Origin of the sequence: Paenibacillus shirakamiensis (assembly GCF_017874255.1) — a bacterium.
Lineage (GTDB): Bacteria > Bacillota > Bacilli > Paenibacillales > Paenibacillaceae > Fontibacillus > Fontibacillus shirakamiensis.
Window position 1 is genome coordinate 23080 of record NZ_JAGGLD010000011.1, and the last position, 20650, is coordinate 43729.

Annotated in this window: 17 protein-coding genes; all 17 read left to right on the plus strand. The window is 44.4% G+C overall.

Going from position 1 to position 20650, the window contains the following annotated elements:
• The first annotated feature begins 32 nt into the window (after positions 1–32).
• Entirely contained in the window at positions 33–3557 is a 3525-nt protein-coding gene (gene mfd, locus J2Z69_RS18615) for a transcription-repair coupling factor (protein WP_209866212.1), read from the plus strand.
• Positions 3544–4620: a peptidylprolyl isomerase gene (locus J2Z69_RS18620; RefSeq protein WP_209866215.1), complete on the plus strand. Its 1077-nt coding sequence runs from the start codon at positions 3544–3546 to the stop codon at positions 4618–4620. Before mfd ends, J2Z69_RS18620 begins: the two co-directional genes overlap by 14 nt.
• Positions 4621–4854: 234 nt before the next feature.
• Entirely contained in the window at positions 4855–5397 is a 543-nt protein-coding gene (gene spoVT / locus J2Z69_RS18625; RefSeq protein WP_209866218.1) for a stage V sporulation protein T, read from the plus strand.
• 165 nt (positions 5398–5562) lie between these two features.
• Entirely contained in the window at positions 5563–7200 is a 1638-nt protein-coding gene (locus J2Z69_RS18630; protein ID WP_209866222.1) for a putative polysaccharide biosynthesis protein, read from the plus strand.
• 81 nt (positions 7201–7281) lie between these two features.
• Positions 7282–8790 (plus strand): bifunctional methyltransferase/pyrophosphohydrolase YabN, encoded by a 1509-nt coding sequence (gene yabN, locus J2Z69_RS18635; RefSeq protein ID WP_209866225.1) that lies wholly within the window; start codon positions 7282–7284, stop codon positions 8788–8790.
• Positions 8791–8978: 188 nt separating this feature from the next.
• On the plus strand, positions 8979–9251 hold the full coding sequence (locus tag J2Z69_RS18640) for an HU family DNA-binding protein (protein ID WP_209866227.1): 273 nt from the start codon (positions 8979–8981) through the stop codon (positions 9249–9251).
• Positions 9251–9532, plus strand: coding sequence for an RNA-binding S4 domain-containing protein (locus tag J2Z69_RS18645; protein WP_209866231.1), 282 nt, complete (start codon positions 9251–9253; stop codon positions 9530–9532). Before J2Z69_RS18640 ends, J2Z69_RS18645 begins: the two co-directional genes overlap by 1 nt.
• Before the next feature lie 118 nt (positions 9533–9650).
• Complete coding sequence (gene yabP / locus J2Z69_RS18650) at positions 9651–9932, plus strand: sporulation protein YabP (RefSeq protein ID WP_209866233.1); 282 nt, start codon at positions 9651–9653, stop codon at positions 9930–9932.
• A complete protein-coding gene (gene yabQ, locus J2Z69_RS18655; protein ID WP_209866236.1) occupies positions 9929–10525 on the plus strand; it encodes a spore cortex biosynthesis protein YabQ in 597 nt (198 codons plus the stop codon). The genes yabP and yabQ overlap by 4 nt, the downstream gene beginning before the upstream one ends.
• Positions 10526–10547: 22 nt before the next feature.
• Positions 10548–10898, plus strand: coding sequence for an FtsB family cell division protein (locus J2Z69_RS18660; protein WP_209866239.1), 351 nt, complete (start codon positions 10548–10550; stop codon positions 10896–10898).
• Positions 10899–11017: 119 nt separating this feature from the next.
• The gene (locus J2Z69_RS18665) at positions 11018–11521 is read left to right on the plus strand and encodes a S1 domain-containing RNA-binding protein (protein ID WP_209866241.1); all 504 of its coding nucleotides are present in this window, start codon (positions 11018–11020) and stop codon (positions 11519–11521) included.
• A gap of 345 nt (positions 11522–11866) precedes the next feature.
• A complete protein-coding gene (gene spoIIE / locus J2Z69_RS18670; RefSeq protein ID WP_209866244.1) occupies positions 11867–14371 on the plus strand; it encodes a stage II sporulation protein E in 2505 nt (834 codons plus the stop codon).
• Positions 14372–14508: 137 nt separating this feature from the next.
• Positions 14509–15255 carry a vWA domain-containing protein gene (locus J2Z69_RS18675; RefSeq protein ID WP_209866246.1) on the plus strand — a complete coding sequence of 249 codons (747 nt, stop codon included), beginning with the start codon at positions 14509–14511 and terminating at the stop codon, positions 15253–15255.
• A complete protein-coding gene (locus J2Z69_RS18680) occupies positions 15239–16174 on the plus strand; it encodes a serine/threonine protein kinase (RefSeq protein ID WP_425355027.1) in 936 nt (311 codons plus the stop codon). Before J2Z69_RS18675 ends, J2Z69_RS18680 begins: the two co-directional genes overlap by 17 nt.
• Positions 16175–16237: 63 nt before the next feature.
• Positions 16238–17686: a tRNA lysidine(34) synthetase TilS gene (gene tilS / locus J2Z69_RS18685; protein WP_209866296.1), complete on the plus strand. Its 1449-nt coding sequence runs from the start codon at positions 16238–16240 to the stop codon at positions 17684–17686.
• Between the two features lie 37 nt (positions 17687–17723).
• Positions 17724–18263, plus strand: coding sequence for a hypoxanthine phosphoribosyltransferase (gene hpt, locus J2Z69_RS18690; protein WP_209866252.1), 540 nt, complete (start codon positions 17724–17726; stop codon positions 18261–18263).
• A gap of 105 nt (positions 18264–18368) precedes the next feature.
• The gene (ftsH, locus tag J2Z69_RS18695; protein ID WP_209866255.1) at positions 18369–20501 is read left to right on the plus strand and encodes an ATP-dependent zinc metalloprotease FtsH; all 2133 of its coding nucleotides are present in this window, start codon (positions 18369–18371) and stop codon (positions 20499–20501) included.
• Positions 20502–20650 lie beyond the last annotated feature (149 nt).

Genomic DNA, 20650 nt, shown 5'->3' on the forward strand with positions numbered 1-20650 from the left:
TTATTAGTCGAAGCATAAGAGAGGTGCAACTTTTGTTACAAGCACTCATACAAGAATTTTCTAAAGAACCTGATTTCGAATCCTTATCCTCAGGTGTAAAAGCCGGCATGAAAGAACAGCTGATCTCGGGGTTGGCTGGATCTTCTAGGCAGGTAATGTTAGCAGCTTTACATGGTCAAATTGACAGGCCGCTCCTAGTGGTGACGCACAATATGTTCTCTGCACAGCGAATTGCTGAAGATTTGCAAGAAGCCTTGAACCCCGATCAGGTGTTGCTATATCCAGCTAACGAATTAGTAGCAGCGGAATCAGCAGTCTCGAGCCCAGAGACGTTAGCACAGCGAATTGAAGTTCTCCTAAAATGCTCGCAGGGATTTCGCGGGATTGTTGTTGTGCCTTTTTCAGGGGTGCGGAGATACGTTCCAATTGCTAGTGAGTTGGCAAGGGCTGAAGTAGAAGTAAAAGTAGGGGGAACGCTCTCTCTAGATGCATTCCTACTACGGCTAGTGGAACTTGGTTATGATCGCGTTCAGCGAGTAGAATCGCGAGGGGAGATGAGCGTTCGGGGCGGAATTATCGATATTTATCCGCTTACGTCCAAACTTGCTTACCGCATTGAGCTTTTTGATGAAGATGTTGATTCGATTCGGACATTTGATCCTGTAGACCAACGATCCGTAGACCAAGTTCAAGCCATTCGCATTCCTCCTTGCAAAGAAATTATCGCACCGAGTGAACGGTTGGATCAGGCAGCAGTCACTTTAGAAGCTCGCCTTAAAGATCAACTGGACAAAATGTCAGACCGTCAAGCCAAGATCCGTCTGCAGGAAGAGATTTCTCGTGATGTGGAACTGTTAAGAGAGCATGTGAACTTCTCAGAAATGTATAAATACATTTCTCTGATTTATCCAGAAGAGGTTACCTTGTATGATTACATGCCTGAGGACACGCTGCTCATTCTGGATGAACCAGCCAGATTACTAGAAACGGGCAAACAGCTCGAAAGAGATGAAGCAGAATGGAACCTTCATTTATTTCAAAATAGCAAAAGCCTGCCGGAACTTCCACTTTCGGTAAACAGTGATCAGGTGCTTTATCAGCGCCCGTATCAGACCCTTTTTCTCTCGTTGTTTTTACGCCAAGTTCCTCATGTTCAGCCTCAAAATATTTTGAATTTTGTTAGTCGGGCGATGCAAGATTTCCATGGTCAGATGAATGTCCTGAAATCTGAAATGGAACGTTGGAAGAAAAGTGGAGCCCGTGTTATTATGCTGGCCAGCAATGAGGAGCGCATCGAGCGAATGCGCCGAGTACTGGAAGATTACAACATTGATGAACCAACGCTTATACAGGGTAATATGCAGACCGGATTTGAGCTTCCATCCATTCACCTTGTTGTCATTACAGAAGGCGAGATGTTCTCCCAGAAGCAGCGTAAAGCCCGCAAAGTGGGACGCAGCATGGATAATGCCGAAAGAATCAAGAGCTATACCGAACTGAAATTGGGGGATTATGTGGTTCACCAGAATCATGGTATCGGTAAATATATAGGAATTGGAACACTCGAAGTGGGTGGAATTCACAAAGATTATCTCCACATTTTGTATGCTGGGGGAGATAAGCTATCGGTTCCTATTGATCAGATTGACCTGATTCAAAAGTATGTAGGATCAGAAGACAAAGAGCCCAAAGTATATAAACTGGGTGGAAATGACTGGATTCGTGTCAAAAATAAAGTTCGTTCCTCGGTGGAAGATATTGCAGATGAACTAATTAAGCTGTATGCGGATCGTCAGGCTTCCGAAGGGTATGGATTTGAAAAGGATTCGCCAGAGCAAGTTGAATTTGAAGCTATGTTCCCTTATGACGAGACCCGAGATCAAAAACGTGCGATAGAAGAGATCAAGAAGGATATGGAGAAATCCCGTCCAATGGATCGTCTCTTGTGCGGTGATGTAGGATACGGCAAGACGGAGGTAGCCATTCGAGCGGCCTTTAAGAGTGCAATTGAGGGGAAACAGGTTGCTGTACTCGTTCCTACGACTATCCTGGCACAACAGCACTATGAGACGTTCCGTGAACGTTTCTCTGGATATCCCATTAATATACAAGTCTTAAGCCGTTTCCGCAGTCGTAAGGAACAGAATGAGACGACTAAGGGAATCAAACAGGGCACTGTGGATATTGTAATTGGCACGCATCGTTTATTATCCCAAGATCTGGTATTTAAAGACCTAGGACTGCTTATTGTAGATGAAGAGCAACGATTTGGTGTAACGCATAAAGAGAAGCTGAAGCGTCTCAAAGTGAATGTCGATGTCCTTACACTCACAGCTACACCTATTCCCAGAACGCTACATATGTCGATGCTTGGCGTGAGAGATCTGTCTGTCATTGAGACGCCTCCAGAGAACCGCTTCCCGGTACAGACCTATGTGGTAGAGCATAGTCATGCTTTGGTTCGAGAATCGATTGAACGAGAGTTAGCTCGGGGGGGTCAGGTCTACTATTTATATAACAAGGTGCAAGGCATTCAAGAAATGGCCGCCCAAATTTCTATGCTTGTACCTGAGGCTAAGGTAGGTATTGGCCATGGACAGATGTCTGAACAGGAACTTGAAAAAACGATTCTGGACTTTCTAGATGGCGAGTATGACGTATTAGTAAGTACCAGCATTATTGAGACAGGTGTAGATATCCCGAATGTGAATACATTGATTGTGCATGATGCCGATAAAATGGGTCTTTCGCAGCTTTATCAATTAAGGGGACGTGTAGGACGTTCGAATCGTATTGCGTATGCCTATTTTACCTATCAAAAAGACAAATCTTTAACTGAAGTGGCGGAGAAGCGTCTGCAATCTATCAAGGAATTCACTGAGCTTGGATCAGGGTTCAAAATTGCGATGAGAGACTTATCCATTCGTGGGGCGGGGAATCTATTAGGTGCTGAACAACATGGATTTATCGCTTCGGTTGGATTTGACCTGTATTCTCAGATGCTTGCAGAAGAGATTCAAAAGCGTAAGATTACATTATTAGGTGAGGCTGAACCGCTTGAAAAAGTCTGGAATACTGTGATTGACTTGAGCATTGACGCCTATTTACCTCCAGAATATATCTATGATAGTATTCAGAAGATTGAAATCTATAAGAAGGCTGCAGCTATAGAGTCGCTTGAAGAAGCTACAGAGCTTGCGGACGAGCTGCTGGATCGTTTTGGTGAAGCACCGGAAGCTGTAGAGAACCTACTCTCTGCTGCGAAATTAAAAGTGTATTCCAGATCTTATGGCATTGAATCGATTACCCGACGTGGGGATGAAGTCATTTTGAAATTCCACGAAGGTAGAGAAAAAGATTTAATTCCAACTAAATTTGCGGAAATTGGAAATCAGTACGGAAGACGTGTACAATTTAATCAAGGGCCTGGCATAATCGTTCAGATCAAAGTGAAAGATTTGGCAGATAAAGAGATGATGAATTGGCTTGAGCAATTCCTTGAGTCTCTCAAGGATGCATTCAAATTGAAAGGGGAAGTACACAATGTTGCAAAGTAAAAGTCGTACATGGAGGACGCTGTTGATTGCTCTAATCGCAGTGATGGCCTTTTCCATAATGGCAGGTTGTTCCAAGAAAGACGACACGGCTACAGACAAAACAAACACAACTACAGAACAGCCAAAAGACACAAGTAAGGTAGTCGCTACGTATGAAGGAGGTCAAATTACAGCAAACCAATTCGACCTTCAACAACGGATCATGCTTTTGTTGTCTCCAGATATGGAACAATTCGCTCAAGTGAATGAATTCCGTGAGTATATGCTTAAGCAAGAAATTGCTTATGACTACTTAGCGAAAAAAGCAGATGACAAAGCTAAGCAAGCTGGGGAGAAAAAGGCTACAGATCAACTAGCTGCGATTAAAAAGCAGGTCAAAGATGCTGAATTCAAGAAAATGTTAGATGCAAAAAAAATAACAGAAGCTGAAGTGAAGGCTTATATGGTCAAAATGTTCACAGTTGTTGAAAGCGAAACAGCTAAGGTAACGGATGCAGAAATTGCTAAAGAATTCGAAACCAAGAAAAAAGATTATACGACAGCAACTGTTCGCCATATTCTAATCACTCTTAAGGATGCTAATGGTAAAGATCGTACCGATGCAAATGCCTTGAAATTGGCTAAAGAATTGAAAGCTAAGCTGGACAAGGGTGCAGACTTCGGTAAGCTTGCCAAAGAATATTCGGAAGATCCAGGTTCCAAGGATAAAGATGGTTTATACACGGACGTAGCTGTTGGAGAATGGGTTGAACAGTTCAAACAAGCGGCTCTAACACTTCCACTTAACAAAATTAGTGATCCTGTAAAAACGGATTATGGTTATCATGTTATGCGTGTAGAAGCTCGTTCCGAGAAAACGTATGACCAATTGACACAAGAACAAAAAGATACACTTAAAACATCCGTAGCTGCAACGAAACTAGATACATTTATGCAAAATGATCTTCCAAAACTTATCAAAAAAACGGATCTCCCTAAAGTGGAAACCAAGACAGAAGATAGCAAGACAACAACACCTAGTACGACAACACCTAACACTACTGAACCTAAGACGACGAAGTAATACGGCTTAGCGAAGTTAGACAAGCTTTATGGCTGCAGCGCGAGTAAGAATCGCGCTGCTTTTGTTTTCGTAATAAGACCATGATAAGATGGAGTGTATTTTGAGGAAAGTTCATGTATAAGGAATTGGCAGCAGTTGAATACTATGGCCAAGAATTAAAATATACTGAACCCTTCTTCTACCCATAAAGGAACAGTAGTTCAAAACTTCTTAAGAAAGCGGGGCAACATGTGAATGAAAGCTACTGGAATTGTACGTCGTATTGATGATTTAGGCAGGGTCGTTATTCCCAAGGAAATACGCCGTACCTTACGAATTCGTGAAGGAGACCCACTGGAGATTTTTGTGGATCGTGATGGCGAGGTTATTTTGAAGAAATATTCTCCGATTGGAGAATTAGGAGATTTTGCTAAAGAGTACGCAGAGTCCTTATTCGAAAGTACAGGTCATATCACCCTTATTGCAGATCGAGATACCATTATTGCTCTGGCGGGGGCTTCCAAAAAGGAATATTTGGACAAGTCTGTAGGATCACTGCTTGAGAACAGTATGGATAATCGAAAAATTATAGTGGAAGCAAGTTCTGGCAGTTATGAAATTACAAAAGACCATGCAGAAGCGATTTCTACCTTTGTGATTGCTCCTATTATTTCGGGTGGAGATCCGATTGGGGCGGTCGTTCTTTTGAACAAAGACGAATCCGTCAAAATGTCACAAATGGAATCCAAAATGGCAGAAACAGCTGCTGGATTTTTGGGCAAACAGATGGAGCAATAAGAAGCGCTGCATGATAGTTATAAAGAACCCCCTTACCTTTCCTGGCTCACGCCTGGTAGAGGGCATAGGGGGTTTTGCTATGTAATTACCCCCGTTGGGATTATAATGAATACAGTTGAGAAACGGGAATCTCATTAGATTCATAAGAGATAAGTGGGGAAAGCAATGAAAGAAACCTCTTCAGCGGGGAAGTTGTTAAAAGGTGCAGCACTGTTAACGATCGCAGCTTTATTGACTAAATTGTTAGGAACTTTGCAAAAAATTCCTCTCCAGAATATTGGGGGGGATGGAGTTTTTGGTATATACAACACCGTGTATCCTTTCTATACCTTGCTGCTCACACTCGCAACGGCGGGCTTTCCAACCGCAGTGTCCAAATTTGTCGCAGAGCAAGAAGCGGCAGAGAACCGAAGGGGTGCCCTACAAGTGTTAAGGGTGTCTGGGCTTGTTATTGTGATCTTAGGTTTTATTGGAGCCATCCTCTTATATATGGGTGCTCCGATATTGGCACACTGGATTGGAAGTAAGCAACTGATTCCTGCACTGCGGAGTGCTTCTCCTGCGCTCATATTCGTACCAGCGGCTGCTGCGCTACGTGGATATTTTCAAGGACTTCAAAATATGTTGCCGACGGCTGTATCTCAGGTTGCCGAGCAAGCTTTACGTGTTGGTGTAATGATTGTGTTGTTAATGTATTTTCATACAACGGGAGCCGACGATAGTACGGTGGCATCTGGGGCTATGGTGGGATCAGCGGCAGGAGGCGTAGCAGGACTGATCATTATGATCTATTATTGGCGGCGTCATCAGAGGGAGGTTGCAATTCTAACTCAAGAGAACAAACAGACCGCCTCCTTATCTGTATCCAATATAAGGCTAATTAAAGAGCTTCTGGTCTATGGAATTCCAATCTGCCTTGCGGCGCTGGCTGTTCCGCTGATCGGTCTTGTTGATACCTTTACCCTACCACGCCTATTGCAGCAAGGAGGGATAGAGGAGATGTCCTCTCTAGTTCAAGTGGGGGTCTATAATCGAGGTATTCCCCTGGTTCAACTGGTAACGATGCTTGGAGGCTCCTTGTCCATGTTGTTCATTCCCTTAATGGCTGAGCTTAAATTTAAGGGCGAAGTTGCCTTTATCCAGTCTCAGACTAGGTTAGCCTTACGCTGGTTCTGGCTGATTGGCCTGGCTTCATCTGCGGGGCTGGCTCTGCTAGCAGAGCCTATCAACATCATGATGTACAAAGATATCGCCGGAACCAGTGCGCTGCGTTGGATCGCTCTTACAGCAGCTCCAAGTACGATGGTAACTATAACTGCTGCGCTGCTTCAAGGCCTTGGCGCCGTGCGTCGCCCTGCCCTACACTTGGCAGGAGCCGCCGTGTTAAAGATCCTGCTCAACCTGCTGCTTGTGCCGCAGCTTGGCATTGACGGCGCAGCCATCGCAAGCTTGGCGGCATACAGCTTCGCTGCAGCGCTCAACCTCGCGCTGCTTCTCAGCACAACTTCCCTTCGGCTACGCCTGAAGGAAGCTGTGCTGAAGCCAGCGCTGCTCGTCGCAGCGCTGGCCCTCGCCGTGCTTACGCTGCGGCTCGGAACGGACGCCGCCGGCCTGTTACACGGCCGGCGAAGCGCCGCCGCAGCCGAAAGCCTGCTTGGCGTAGCGCTTGGCGCCGCCGTCTTCGCTATCGGCGTACTGCGGCTGCGCGTGATGACGGAGCAGGAGCTGTTCGCCCTGCCCAAAATCGGCCCGAAGCTCGTCCGTTGGCTTCGGCGCCTCAAGTTACTGCCAAATCGCTCTTAAATAACAGCGGAATTGTACATTTATACGCTATTTATCTATACTATTTTAATACATTAGCCGCATACAGGAGTGTGACGAATCATGAGTGCAACGATTACCGTGGTGGGTCTAGGATCAGGGGACCCGGATCGATTGACGCTTGGCAATTTAAAAAAACTTCAGCAAGCGAGCATGGTGTATGTTCGGACTATAGAGCATCCGGTAGTAACCTGGCTTCAAGAAGAACATAATATAACCTTCACCTCTTTTGATCATGTCTATGAAGCCAAAGATAATTTCCCTGCGGTATATGAAGAAATTACTCGTCTACTTGTAGAAAAGGCTGAGGGCTTAACGTCGGGAGAACTGATCTATGCAGTGCCTGGTCATCCCATGGTGGCGGAATCTACGGTTAAGCTGCTGCAACAATTTTGCAAGGACAAGGAGATTGAACTGAATATTGTCGGCGGAGAAAGCTTCCTAGATGAAGCGTTTGCCCGTCTTGGATTTGATCCCATTGAAGGTTTTCAGCTCCTCGACGCGTCGGGTCTGAAGCCGGGTCTAGTAGAGCCGAGGTTACATACGCTGATTGGTCAGGTGTACGATGCTTTTACAGCTTCAGATGTGAAACTTAGTTTGATGGAGATTTACCCGGCTGATTATGTAGTCACTGTAGGACATGCTTTAGGAGTAGCCGGTCAAGAGAAAATAGAGCAAATTCCTTTATACGATCTAGACCGCGTGGAGGGTTACGGCAACCTTTCCGTGATTTATGTCCCTAAAGATGAGCGCGATGATCTGCGCAACACAAGTTTTGAACGCCTTCATGAGATCGTCACTATTCTTCGTAGTCCAGAAGGATGTCCTTGGGATCGAGAACAGACCCACCAGTCCATTCGCAAAAATCTTATTGAAGAAACTTACGAAGTGTTAGAGACAATCGATGAAGACGATCCCGCTCATATGCAAGAAGAATTGGGAGATCTGCTGCTTCAAATCATGCTTCATGCACAGATGGAAGAAGAAATCGGCATGTTCAGCGTGTATGATGTGATCGGAAGTCTAAATGAGAAGTTGCTGTTCCGTCACCCCCATGTGTTTGGTGATATAACTGCCCCTGATGCGGAATCTGCACTGAACAACTGGGAGGCTATGAAGGCTGAGGAGAAACGTAAGAAAGGAATAGAACCTGAGAAACTTTCTGCGCTCAGTGGCGTTCCGCGAGATATTCCTGCTCTGATGAAAGCCTATAAGATTCAGAAAAAAGCAGCGAAAGTAGGCTTTGACTGGGATCATATTGACGATGCTTTTAAGAAGATGGATGAAGAGGTCGCAGAACTTAAAGAAGCTGTTAGAGAAGGGCATACTCAGGATGATCAGGTCCTAGAATTAGGCGATGTACTCTTTACTGTAGTTAATATTTCGCGTTTTATTGGCGCTGATCCCGAAGAGGCATTAACCCGGGTGATTCGCAAATTCACGTCAAGATTTGAATATATTGAGCAGCAGCTTCTTGCAGCTGGCAAGACCATGAACGAGAGCAATCTGGAAGAGATGGATAGATTTTGGGATGAAGCAAAGCAAGTAGAGCGAACATCTACATCCTTATAAAATGAAGCGAATTTTTTAGAAAAAATATAAAAAAAGTATAAAAAAAGTAGAAAATCACTATGTAAAGCAGGAATCCCAGCATCAACCAAGAATACTGATTAGGGATAACTTCGCAGGTGTACTATAGGATATAATGCCTATGACCACCGCATATACTCTATTTTTTTTAATATTGGGAGGCTTTTATTATGAACAAGACAGATCTCATCAACAACATTTCCGGCAAAAGCGGCTTGACGAAGAGAGACGTAGAAGTCGTTCTTAACAGTTTCTTAGGTGAAATTACAGACGCACTTTCCGAAGGAGATAAAGTGCAACTGATTGGTTTTGGTACATTTGAGACACGCAAACGTTCTGGCCGCACAGGTCGTAACCCGCAAACCGGCAAAACGATCGAAATTCCTGAATCCACTGTACCTGCATTCAAAGCAGGTAACAAACTTAAAGAAGCTGTAAAATAATGCGTCTTGATAAATTCCTAAAGGTGTCCAGGCTAATTAAGCGGCGTACGGTAGCTAAGGATGTCTCTGAGCAGGGCCGAGTGCTAATTAATGGACGTGAAGCCAAACCCAGCAGTACGGTCAAGGTGGGCGATGAAATTACCGTTCAATTTGGTCAAAAGTTGGTGACGATCCAGGTTGAGCGGCTAGCTGAGAGTACCCGTAAGGATGAGGCGTCTAGCCTATATACATTAGTGAAAGAAGAGCCGATAGTAAAAGAGACGGGACTCGACTGGAACTGATTTTTTGCACTAAGGAAGACTGCCCCGATCACAGACTAGTCTGTACAGGGGCAGTTTTTTTGTTCTAAAGCTGTTCTCTTCCCCATAAGCTTTTAGTGTAGAGGGAGGGGTACATGCCATGAACGATCAGGGAAAGAGTAAGCTGCAAGAATTGCGGCTACATAACCGAAAGCTATTGGAGATTTCAGGCGTCAACAATGTCGAGAGCTTTGACAGCGAGGAATTTTTACTACAGACTGAATTGGGACACTTAACCATACGCGGTCAGAATCTGCATATCAAAAATCTTAGTCTAGAGCAGGGATTGGTTGCAATTGAAGGTGTCATTAATTCCTTATCATATCTGAACCCCGGATCTAGTCCTAAAAGTAAGAGTTTGATGGGTAAGCTATTTAAATGAATTTACACACACAGTGGGTGACCCTGATGTGGATGCTATGTTCTGGGGCGGTGCTCGGGGTCGCCTTTGACAGTTACCGCGTCGTGTCAGGACAACTTCGCTTTCCGCGCTGGAGTATTCACATGCTGGACTTGCTCTACTGGATAGTGGCATCCCTTTTTGTATTTAGAATGTTATATATGAGCAATCAGGGTCAATTAAGATTTTATGTGTTTCTTGGTTTGTTTATTGGGGTATGGGTATATTATTTATACCTCAGTGTTTTAACCGAAAGAATTGTGGTAATGTTAATGATGGTAACAAAGAGGGTTTTTAACTTTTTTATACGGTTATTCCAAATTCTCATTGTTGCTCCTCTGATGCTTGTCTTCAAAGCGGTCAAGCTTACTTTCGGGTTTCTATGGATCATGTTGCTATATTTATTAAGAATATTTTTATTGCCCTTATGGCGCTTGGTTGCATGGATGTTCAGACCTCTAGTAATACGTTTTCAAATTTCTGAAAAAGTACGAGCCTTGCAACTGCGAATTCAACATATATGGAGTTCTTTAATGCAATTATTGAAACCTAGACCGAAGGAACCTGAAGATTAATACGAATGGGAGGTGTCTGCATATGCGTGCTGAGTTTGAACGGAGAAATAATCAAATTAATCAAAATCAATCAGCAGGCAAAAATGTTGGCGCCCGCAGACGTCTTAAATTATGGATGGTATTCATGTTGGTTGTTTTAGGATTTGCTGCATATCGTTTTATTGACCAAGCTTCTCAAATTAAAACATATACCTTAGAATATGCCCAAAAGAAGGATACGGAAACACAAAATATCCAATCTTTGAATCAAATGAAACGTGAGAACGAACGTCTGAAGGAACCTGAATATATCGAGCAAATTGTCAAGAAAAAATTTGGCCTCTACAAACCTGGCGAGATTCCAATCTATACGCCTTCTTCTGGAGGAGAATAGATATAGCTAGCAGGATATGCGTCTGTTGACCTTGTATGGCGCATTCGGTATAATCAAATCACCACAGCCAAGATCATGAGCTCTTGGTGTACATTTTTAAGGGAGGATCATTTTATTTTATGGCAATAGAAGTGGGCACCAAGTTAGAAGGCAAAGTGACAGGCATCACGCATTTTGGAGCATTTGTGGATCTGTCAGGAGGTGTCACCGGTCTCGTTCACATCTCGGAAATCGCCGATAATTACGTCAAGGACGTTAACGATCACCTCAAGATTAATGATGTGGTTACCGTTAAGGTTATCAATGTCGATAAGGACGGCAAGATTGGACTATCTATTAAGCAGACCGTGGATAAACCGGCAGAAGCCCCTAGACCTCCACGTGCACCCCGACCTGATCGCCCAACTAGCGGCGGAAGAGACGGAGATCGCCCAAGCGGCGGTGGTGGTGGTGGCGGTGGATTTAACCGAGATCGCGGAGGACGTAACTTCAAACCTCCAGTCGGTAAGGCCTCATTCGAAGATAAGGTTTCACGATTCCTTAAGGATAGTGAAGAGCGCATTTCCTCGCTGAAGAAGAACACCGAAGGTAAACGTGGTGGGCGCGGCGCGAAGCGCATGTAATACCCATATAGACAACAAACCGTAGGCCCTGAGGGCTTACGGTTTTTTTTGTCGCCGAGGGACGACTCTGTTTTTTTTACCGACAACTTCCTGCAGTTTTCCGGCAGGTCTCGGGCAAATCGCTAAGAACGCTATACGAACGTAGTAAACGTGCCTATGTTTTAGATACGAACATAGATACGGGAAAGAGCCAATTAGGCGTGTAGCTAACAGACCTGTGTTATTCTGCCGGGTCTCTCAATTTGTCGGAAATTTCTTAGAGCAATCTACCTTGGTATGACAAACTTTCCGTAGACAGGCTCCTATAATGGGACATACCTTAACAAAACGAATAGGGGTGCGACAATGGAGAAATGGAATGTGATTGCTTTTCCGGGTATGAAGAAAGCTACAACTGGGGATACGTCAAAGAAATCTAGGGGGCTGAATTGGAGAGAAAGATCTTGGGTTATGCAGACAAGTCGTTTTGTTGCGACGAACAAATGGACAGCCTTATTAACCATAATGGGATTTTTATTGGGTAAAGCAACCATTCTAAATGAGTTATCTCCATTTGCTGTAGCCTACTTTGCCGTAATTACCTTCATGCGCAGAGATTTGATGCTTCCCGTATTCGCCTCCATTGTATTAGGAGCCCTTTTCGCACAGCATCACCATTTTCTTTCTGTTGTTTGGGAACTAGTCATCGTCTTCCTAATGCAAAAGGGGTTAGAATCGTTTGAGAAATCGGAGATCTCTTACGCTCCTTTAATGGTGTTCACTTCTGCATTTTTTGTGAATTTATTTTCAGCGGTACTTGGACCTTCGCTGAACTGGTATGGGATGACCATGACGGTCCTAGATGCGGTACTCAGTTTTGTACTAACTCTTGTTTTTTTGCAAGCTGTACCTATTTTTACTTACCGCAAGAAGAACTACAATCTCCGTAATGAAGAAATTTTGTGTCTCATTATTCTATTAGCTTCTGTCATGACTGGAGCTGTAGGGTGGCAGATTCACAATCTTTCTCTTGAACATATTTTATCGAGATACTTAATTCTAATATTTGCTTTGGTAGGCGGCGCTCCGTTAGGTGCCTCTGTAGGCGTAATTACAGGCTTGATACTGAGTCTTGCGGATATGACTGCGATCTACCAGATGAGTCTGTTGGCCTTTAGTGGCATGCTTGCAGGAATGCTTAAGGATGGGAGAAAGTGGGCGGTAGGTCTTGGCATGCTGTTGGGCACATCGATCTTGTCCATCTATTTAACAGGTCCTTCGGATATCATGAATTCTACTTGGGAGACATGCGCTGCCGTCGTATTATTCTTGCTCACGCCTAAAACTATAATCGGCTTTGTAGCCAAATATGTTCCGGGAACAAAAGACCATACTCAAAGCCAGCATGAATATGCAAAAAGGATAAGAGATATTACTGCAGAGCGAGTGACGCAGTTCTCAGATGTATTCAAGCAATTATCTCGGAGTTTTGGCCAGGTCTCAGGTTCCAGTGAGATCGCAGGCAGAGGAGAAGAACTGGAACATTTCATGAATGCGGCTACAGAAGGAGCGTGTGCCACCTGTTTTCGAAAAAACCAGTGCTGGGACGGTAAGTTCTATCAGACCTATAAATATATGACGGATATGATGACGACAATTGAAGAGAATCCCGATGTAACCAAAGATCAGCTTCCACCTAAGTGGGGAAAGATTTGCAATAAGACGGAGCAAGTTATGCACATTATGAAGCGGGAATATGAGCTCTACCAAAATGATATGCACTGGAAACGTCAAATATACGATAGCAGACAGCTTGTGGCTGAACAATTATCTGGCGTGTCGCAGGTAATGGAAGATCTGGCTAAGGAAATAAAAAGAGAAGGACAAGCTATGTATCGTCAAGAAGAACAGATTCGAGAAGCTCTGGAGAAAATGGGCTTGTCTATTCATAGCGTGGATATCATCTGTCTAGATCATGGCAATGTAGAGATCGAGATTATTCATGCCTATACACGAGGATATGATGAGTGTCGGAAAATTATCGCGCCGCTTCTATCCGATATTCTAGACGAGCAGATAGCTGTTACTACAGAGACTGGACCTATAGGGCGAGAGGGTCTCGCTAATGTAACGTTTGGTTCAGCTAAAACTTATGAGATCTTAACTGGAGCTGCTGGAACAGCTAAAGGAGGAAATCTTTTATCAGGTGATAGCTTTAGTGCGGCAGAACTCGGGAATGGCACATTTGCCGTAGCTCTAAGCGATGGAATGGGAAATGGAGAACGAGCTCGACTGGAGAGTAGTACAGCACTCAACATTTTAGAGCAGCTGCTGCAATCCGGTATGGATGAGACGTTAGCTATCAAATCGGTCAACTCTATTTTAATGCTACGTTCCCCTGACGAGATCTATGCCACAGTTGATATGGCTTTAATTGATGAATATTCTGCACGGACAACCTTTTTAAAGATAGGCTCATCTCCAAGCTTTATTAAACGAGGTCATGAGGTCATACCCGTAACCGCTAGTAATTTGCCGATTGGGATTATCCAGGATATTGAGGTAGATCTAGTCACGCTTCAGTTGGAGCCCGGCGATACACTCATCATGATGACAGATGGTATGTATGATGCTCCCGGCCATGCAGTGAATAAGGAACTATGGATTAAACGTCTTATTCAGGAGACCGAAAGCGACGATGCTCAGGCAATGGCTGACTGTCTATTGGAGTCTGTAATAAGATATCAAGGTAATCAGATCATCGATGATATGACGGTAGTTGTGGCTAAAGTGGAGCATCGCCGTCCTCAGTGGTCTACGCTGCATATCCCAGGTATGAACCGATTGGAGCGCCCCCGTACAGTAAGTTAATATAGCATCATTATTATTTTTGTATATCCTCAAATGAATAGATACGCGCTCGTTATTCTCTCAGGTTTGGACCTTGAAGGAATGGGAAATGATAGAGAGATAGAGCGTGTAATCTTTTCGGTAGAGGCGGGATATTGATGAAACAAATTTTATTAATTACGGACGGATGCTCCAATGTAGGACAGAGTCCTGTGATGACCGCATCCTATGCAAGGCAAGAAGGAATTACAGTGAATGTGATCGGAGTAGTAGACTATGGAACGATTGGGGAGTTGGGCAGTCTAGAAATTCGGGAAATCGCCAAGGCTGGGGGAGGGATGAGTCAAATCACCGGTACACAGAATTTAGGCAGAACAATGCAGATGATGACCCGCAAAACGGTGGTTCAGACGATTCAGCAAGCGGTTAATAAGGAATTGAGACAAATCTTAGGAAGTTCGGGTGTGGAGAATCTTTCCCCGGATAAGCGAGCAGAAGTTGTTGAAGTTATGGAAGAGCTGGCTGAGACCTCAACTCTAGAGGTTGCTCTACTAATTGATGCAAGTGCAAGCATGAAGCCCAAGCTAGCATTTGTAGAAGAAGCAATTCGGGATTTAATGCTTAGCTTAGGTGCAAGAGAAGGTCTGAGCCGCATATGTGTGTTTCATTTTCCTGGCCGCCATGGTGGTGAAGAGGTTGTCATGGATGTAGATTGGTCAACGAATATTCAGGATATTCGCACAATCTTTCAACGTATGAATATGCGAGGAGCTACGCCAACAGGGCCCGCCATGGTTAGGGTGATTGATTTCTTGCGTTATGGTACACTTAATGGAAATGGAAACCATACTAGGCCGGAGGATAACCATGAAAGAGAAGGATTGCTCGGTGACTACGTTGTATAAACCGAGTTTTCCTGAGGGAACGCTCGTCATTGGTCGTTGGAACGGTAGGCAATATGTAATTCAGAAAAAGCTCGGTCAGGGAGCGAATGGTGTTGTATACCTAGTTCAGCAGGTAAGCAGCCGCAGGCAATATGCCCTCAAGATGGGTTTTGACACCTTTGATCTGCAATCGGAGATTAATGTATTGAAGGCGTTGCAGCGGCAACGTCACAAGCATGATGCAGGCGAGCGGGATCTCTCCTATCTAGTGGAGGTGGATGATTACACCCAACAAGATAGAGAGATTCCTTTCTATGTCATGAGATACGTGAAGGGTGAACCACTCAGTGCATTTTTAAATCGTAGAGGAGTGCAGTGGCTTGATCTTGCAGGGCTGAATTTGTTAGATCAACTTGTAAGGCTCCATAAGGCGGGCTGGGTGTTTGGTGATCTGAAGCCTGATAATATCCTTGTCAGTTCTTATGGAGAGGTCGAACTTATCGATTATGGTGGAGTTAGTCCCATAGGCAGAAGTGTTAAACAATTCACCGAATGGTATGATAGAGGATTCTGGAATGCAGGCACCCGAGTTGCGGAACCTTCGTACGATTGGTTTTCCTTTTCCGTAGTATGCATCCATATGCTAGCCGAAAGTGAGCTTAAGAAAGCGGCACTTCAACTACCACAGATGCGAAGCTTAGCAGATCTGAATCAGATCGTTGACCAAGCACCTAGACTTCGTCCTTATGCTAAATGGTTAAAGAGGGCCTTGAACATAGGTTTCTCCGATACAGAAGAAGCTTGCCGAACTTGGAGATTATTGCTATCTCGTTCTTCAGTAAGGCGGCCTGTTCGAAGCACCCCGGGCTGGCTAAAAGGTGCGTTTGCCCTGTCAGTTTTTCTTCTTGTCTGTGCTATATATCTGACCTTTCGGTTTTAGGTTTCTATTTACATACTTAGGTCAGATAAAGGACAGGAATAGAAGGGATGTATAGTGAATAGTATGAATTTTATTAATTTATTAAATACAACCCGGGAAGTAGGGAGAGCCTCGCAATTATGGTCACGGGGTGATTGTATCGTTGTAGCAGTGTCAGGAGGTCCAGATTCTATAGCCCTGTTACATGTACTACATGCGTTATCACAAGAGGCTGAGGGGTCATTTCAACTAATTTGTGCTCATATTAACCATGGTTTTAGGGGAAAAGAATCTCGAGAAGAGGCAGATTTTGTTCGCCAGATTGCGAGCGATTTGCAGATTCCTTTTGAACTTGGAGAACCTGATGTTACAAGTTATATGATAGAAGCGGGTCTTGGGCTACAGGTAGCTGCACGCGAGAAACGCTATGAATTCCTTCATGATGTAGCTTCTAAATATCAGGCTAACTCGATTGCACTTGCTCATCATGCAGATGATCAGGCTGAGACAGTGATGTTTCGAATACTTCGAGGAACAAGTCCTACAGGCATGGCAGGCATGAAGCTCAAGCGAAAGCAAAAAAAAGTGGAACTTATCCGCCCCTTCCTCCGTATATACAAGACGGACTTACTAGAGGTATGCCGTAATTCAGGCTTGGATTATAGAATAGATAGTAGTAATTTGAGTAATAAATACGCACGGAATGCTGTACGTTTGGATGTGCTACCTTTTTTGGGGCAATATAATGCTCAACTGGTTCAGTCGCTTAATCGTCTGGCAGAGGTTGCAGGCGAAGAAGATGATTACATGCAACATGAGGTCCAAGTGGTCTATGATCGAATTGTGGGTCAGCATGGTGCAGGGATTGTCTTTTCGGTGAAGGATTATACAGGGCTACATGTTGCTTTACAACGGAGGTTGATTAAACTAATATTAAATTACCTGCCTCAAGGTAAAGAAGATATGGAGTACACAACCATAGAGCGTATCCGTGAACAAGTTGTACAGGATCGATCTACCACTTGGACTGTTGATATTGGTGGGGGTCTGCGATGTATTCGTGAATACGATACCATCTACGTTCTCCCGGATTATATGGGTTTAGTTAAGCAGGAATATACATACCAATTGGAGGAAATTCCCGCAAGGTACCCTATTCCCGGAACCAGAAGCCAGTTATCCGTTACGGCCTCAGCATCCGGCGTTTTGCCTGATCTAGACGTCTGGAATTGGAGAAGTAACGACAAAGCAGTGTTTGATGCGGATGAGCTTGTGTATCCGCTGATCGTGCGTTCTCGCTTGCCCGGAGACGTCATGAAAGTGATGGGACTAAACGGAAGCAAAAAGGTAAAAGATATTTTCATTGATCAGAAAATACCCCCTTCACTCCGAACGAAGATTCCCATGGTTACAGATGGAGCAGGCCGCATATTATGGCTTCCGGGGGTTCGCCGCTCCGCACTTGCGGTAGTAAGCGAAACTACGACATCAATGGTTTTTATGGAGTTAGAAAGCGACAGGTTATCGCCATAGTCAGGCTTTCATAGTATAACGTAGGAGGTTCAAGCAGTTGCATAATGACATTCAAGAAATACTCATCAGCCGCGAACAGATACAGGAGAAAGTTGCTGAATTAGGCCAGCGGCTTAGTAAGGATTATGAAGGCCGTAACCCATTAGTGATTTGTATTCTCAAAGGGGCCTTTATTTTTATGGCGGACTTGGTTAAAGAAATAACAGTACCGCTTGAGCTTGATTTCATGGCGGTATCCAGTTATGGAGCCTCCACCAAATCTTCCGGCGTAGTAAAAATTATCAAGGATTTAGATAACTCTGTTGAAGGCCGAGATGTACTTATCGTAGAGGATATCATCGACAGTGGCCTAACGCTTAGTTATCTCATTGATGTACTACAGCGTCGAAATGCAAAATCAACAACGGTAGTTACTTTGTTTGACAAACCCGCACGTCGTACTGTAGATCTTGAAGCTGATTTAACAGGGTTTGTTTTGCCTGATGAATTTGTGGTAGGGTACGGACTAGACTATGCGGAGAAGTATCGCAATCTTCCTTATGTAGGGGTTCTGAAACCTGAAATCTACACCAACTAATAAGAGTACGCCTTAACCGTGCTACATATCCTGATCTGTGCCTTTGTTGAGAACGCCAGACAGGCTGTGGTAAAATAACTTAAGTGTTTTGAGAGGAGGTAGGGGATGAATCGGTTCATCCGGAATTCTGGTTTTTATTTAATTCTTTTCTTAGTCGTGGTGGGCATCGTCCAATTCCTCACTAACAGCAGTGAAGCGGCCGGTACCCCTGGATATGCTCAGTTGCGCCAGCAGCTTAAGGCGAACAATGTTAAGGAAGTTACAGCCCAATTCGATGGGTATGCCTATCTGGTGACTGGTGAATACATTAAAAAAGTGGATAATAAGGAAAAATTCCAATCCTATGCTCCTTTTGATACAAGCACAGTGAATGAGCTTCGTGATTATAGCGAGAGCAACAATTTCAGTTTGACTTGGAAAAAAATGCAGGGTGAAAGCATTTGGTTAACCTTCCTTACTTCCATCGTTCCACTTGCGATTATGTTCATACTCTTCTTCTTCCTATTCAATCAGGCGCAAGGTGGCGGCGGCAAAGTAATGAACTTTGGCAAAAGCCGAGCTCGCTTATATAACGAAGAGAAGAAGAAAATTACATTCGAAGATGTAGCTGGTGCGGATGAAGAGAAACAGGAACTAGTGGAAGTAGTTGAATTCCTTAAAGATCCTCGTAAATTCTCGGCCGTCGGAGCTCGTATACCTAAAGGGGTTCTCCTTGTAGGCCCTCCAGGTACCGGTAAAACGTTGCTTGCTCGTGCAGTTGCGGGTGAAGCGGGCGTACCTTTCTTCAGTATCTCTGGTTCTGACTTCGTAGAGATGTTTGTAGGGGTCGGAGCATCGCGTGTACGGGATTTGTTCGAGAACGCGAAGAAGAATTCACCTTGTATCATCTTTATCGATGAAATTGATGCAGTAGGTCGTCAACGTGGTGCCGGTCTAGGCGGTGGACACGACGAGCGTGAACAAACACTGAATCAATTGCTTGTTGAAATGGATGGTTTTGGTGGCAACGAGGGAATTATCATTGTGGCTGCAACAAACCGTGCTGATATTTTAGACCCTGCTTTGCTTCGTCCAGGACGTTTTGACCGCCAAATTACGGTGGATCGTCCAGATGTCAGAGGTCGTGAAGCTGTGCTTAAAGTACACGCTCGCAACAAACCGATGACGAAAGATGTTAGACTGGATGTTATTGCTAAGAGAACTACCGGATTTACTGGCGCGGATCTTGAGAACCTTCTGAACGAAGCGGCACTGCTTGCAGCCCGCCGTAACCGCAAAGATATTTCAATGCGAGAAGTGGATGAAGCGATTGACCGTGTCATCGTAGGAACGGAGAAACGCAGTCGCGTAGTTAGTGACCGCGAGAAGAGAATTGTCGCTTTCCACGAAGCAGGACATACAATTGTTGGTTATTTTTTAGAACATGCTGACATGGTGCATAAAGTTACGATTATTCCTCGGGGCCGTGCTGGCGGATATGTAATTATGATGCCGCGCGAAGACCGTATGCTTGTAACTAAGCAGGAATTACTGGATAAAGTAACGGGTCTCTTAGGTGGACGTGTATCAGAAGAGCTCTTTATTGGCGAAATTGGTACAGGTGCATACAGTGACTTCCAACAAGCTACAAGCATTGTACGTAGCATGATTATGGAGTACGGTATGAGTGACAAGCTTGGACCGATGCAATTCGGCTCCTCTCAAGGTCAAGTGTTCTTAGGTCGTGATATTGGTCATGAGCAGAACTATAGTGATGCCATTGCCTATGAAATTGATCAAGAAATGCAGCGTTTCATCGCAGATAGTTATGAACGTTGTAAACAGCTTCTTACAGAGCACGCGAAGGAAGTTCATCTAATTGCAGAGACGTTATTAGAAGTGGAGACGCTGGAACTTGAACAAATCAAGTCTTTAATTGAGACGGGTAAACTTCCAGATGCGACTACAGAGACGGATAGCGGATCTAATGATGGAGAATCAGGTGCGCCTGTTATTGATAATATTGGTGATGTACGCGTAAGAATTCAAGGCAAAGATGATGAATCTCAACCAAGTACTCCTACGGGCGACATCCCTAATAATGTACCTGGCAGTTCCTCCAATGATATCCGTGGAGATCAACCTACAGATACACCGCAAGGACCCGTTCGCGAACTACCGGACGGAGGCATTATTGCTCCCGCACCGAAGGATGGCGAAGACGGACGTGGCGGTAATGGTGGAAATCCAATCGTATAAATAAATATGAAATGCCTCAAACGGGCATGGTTCAGTTCTTAAGCCGGAAAACACTTGTTTTCCGGCTTTTTTGCGTAGTAGAGTAGATTGACAGAGCAAGTAACGTTGTGTAAATTAGTTGTTAAACAATGCACAAAGTATGGGGATAA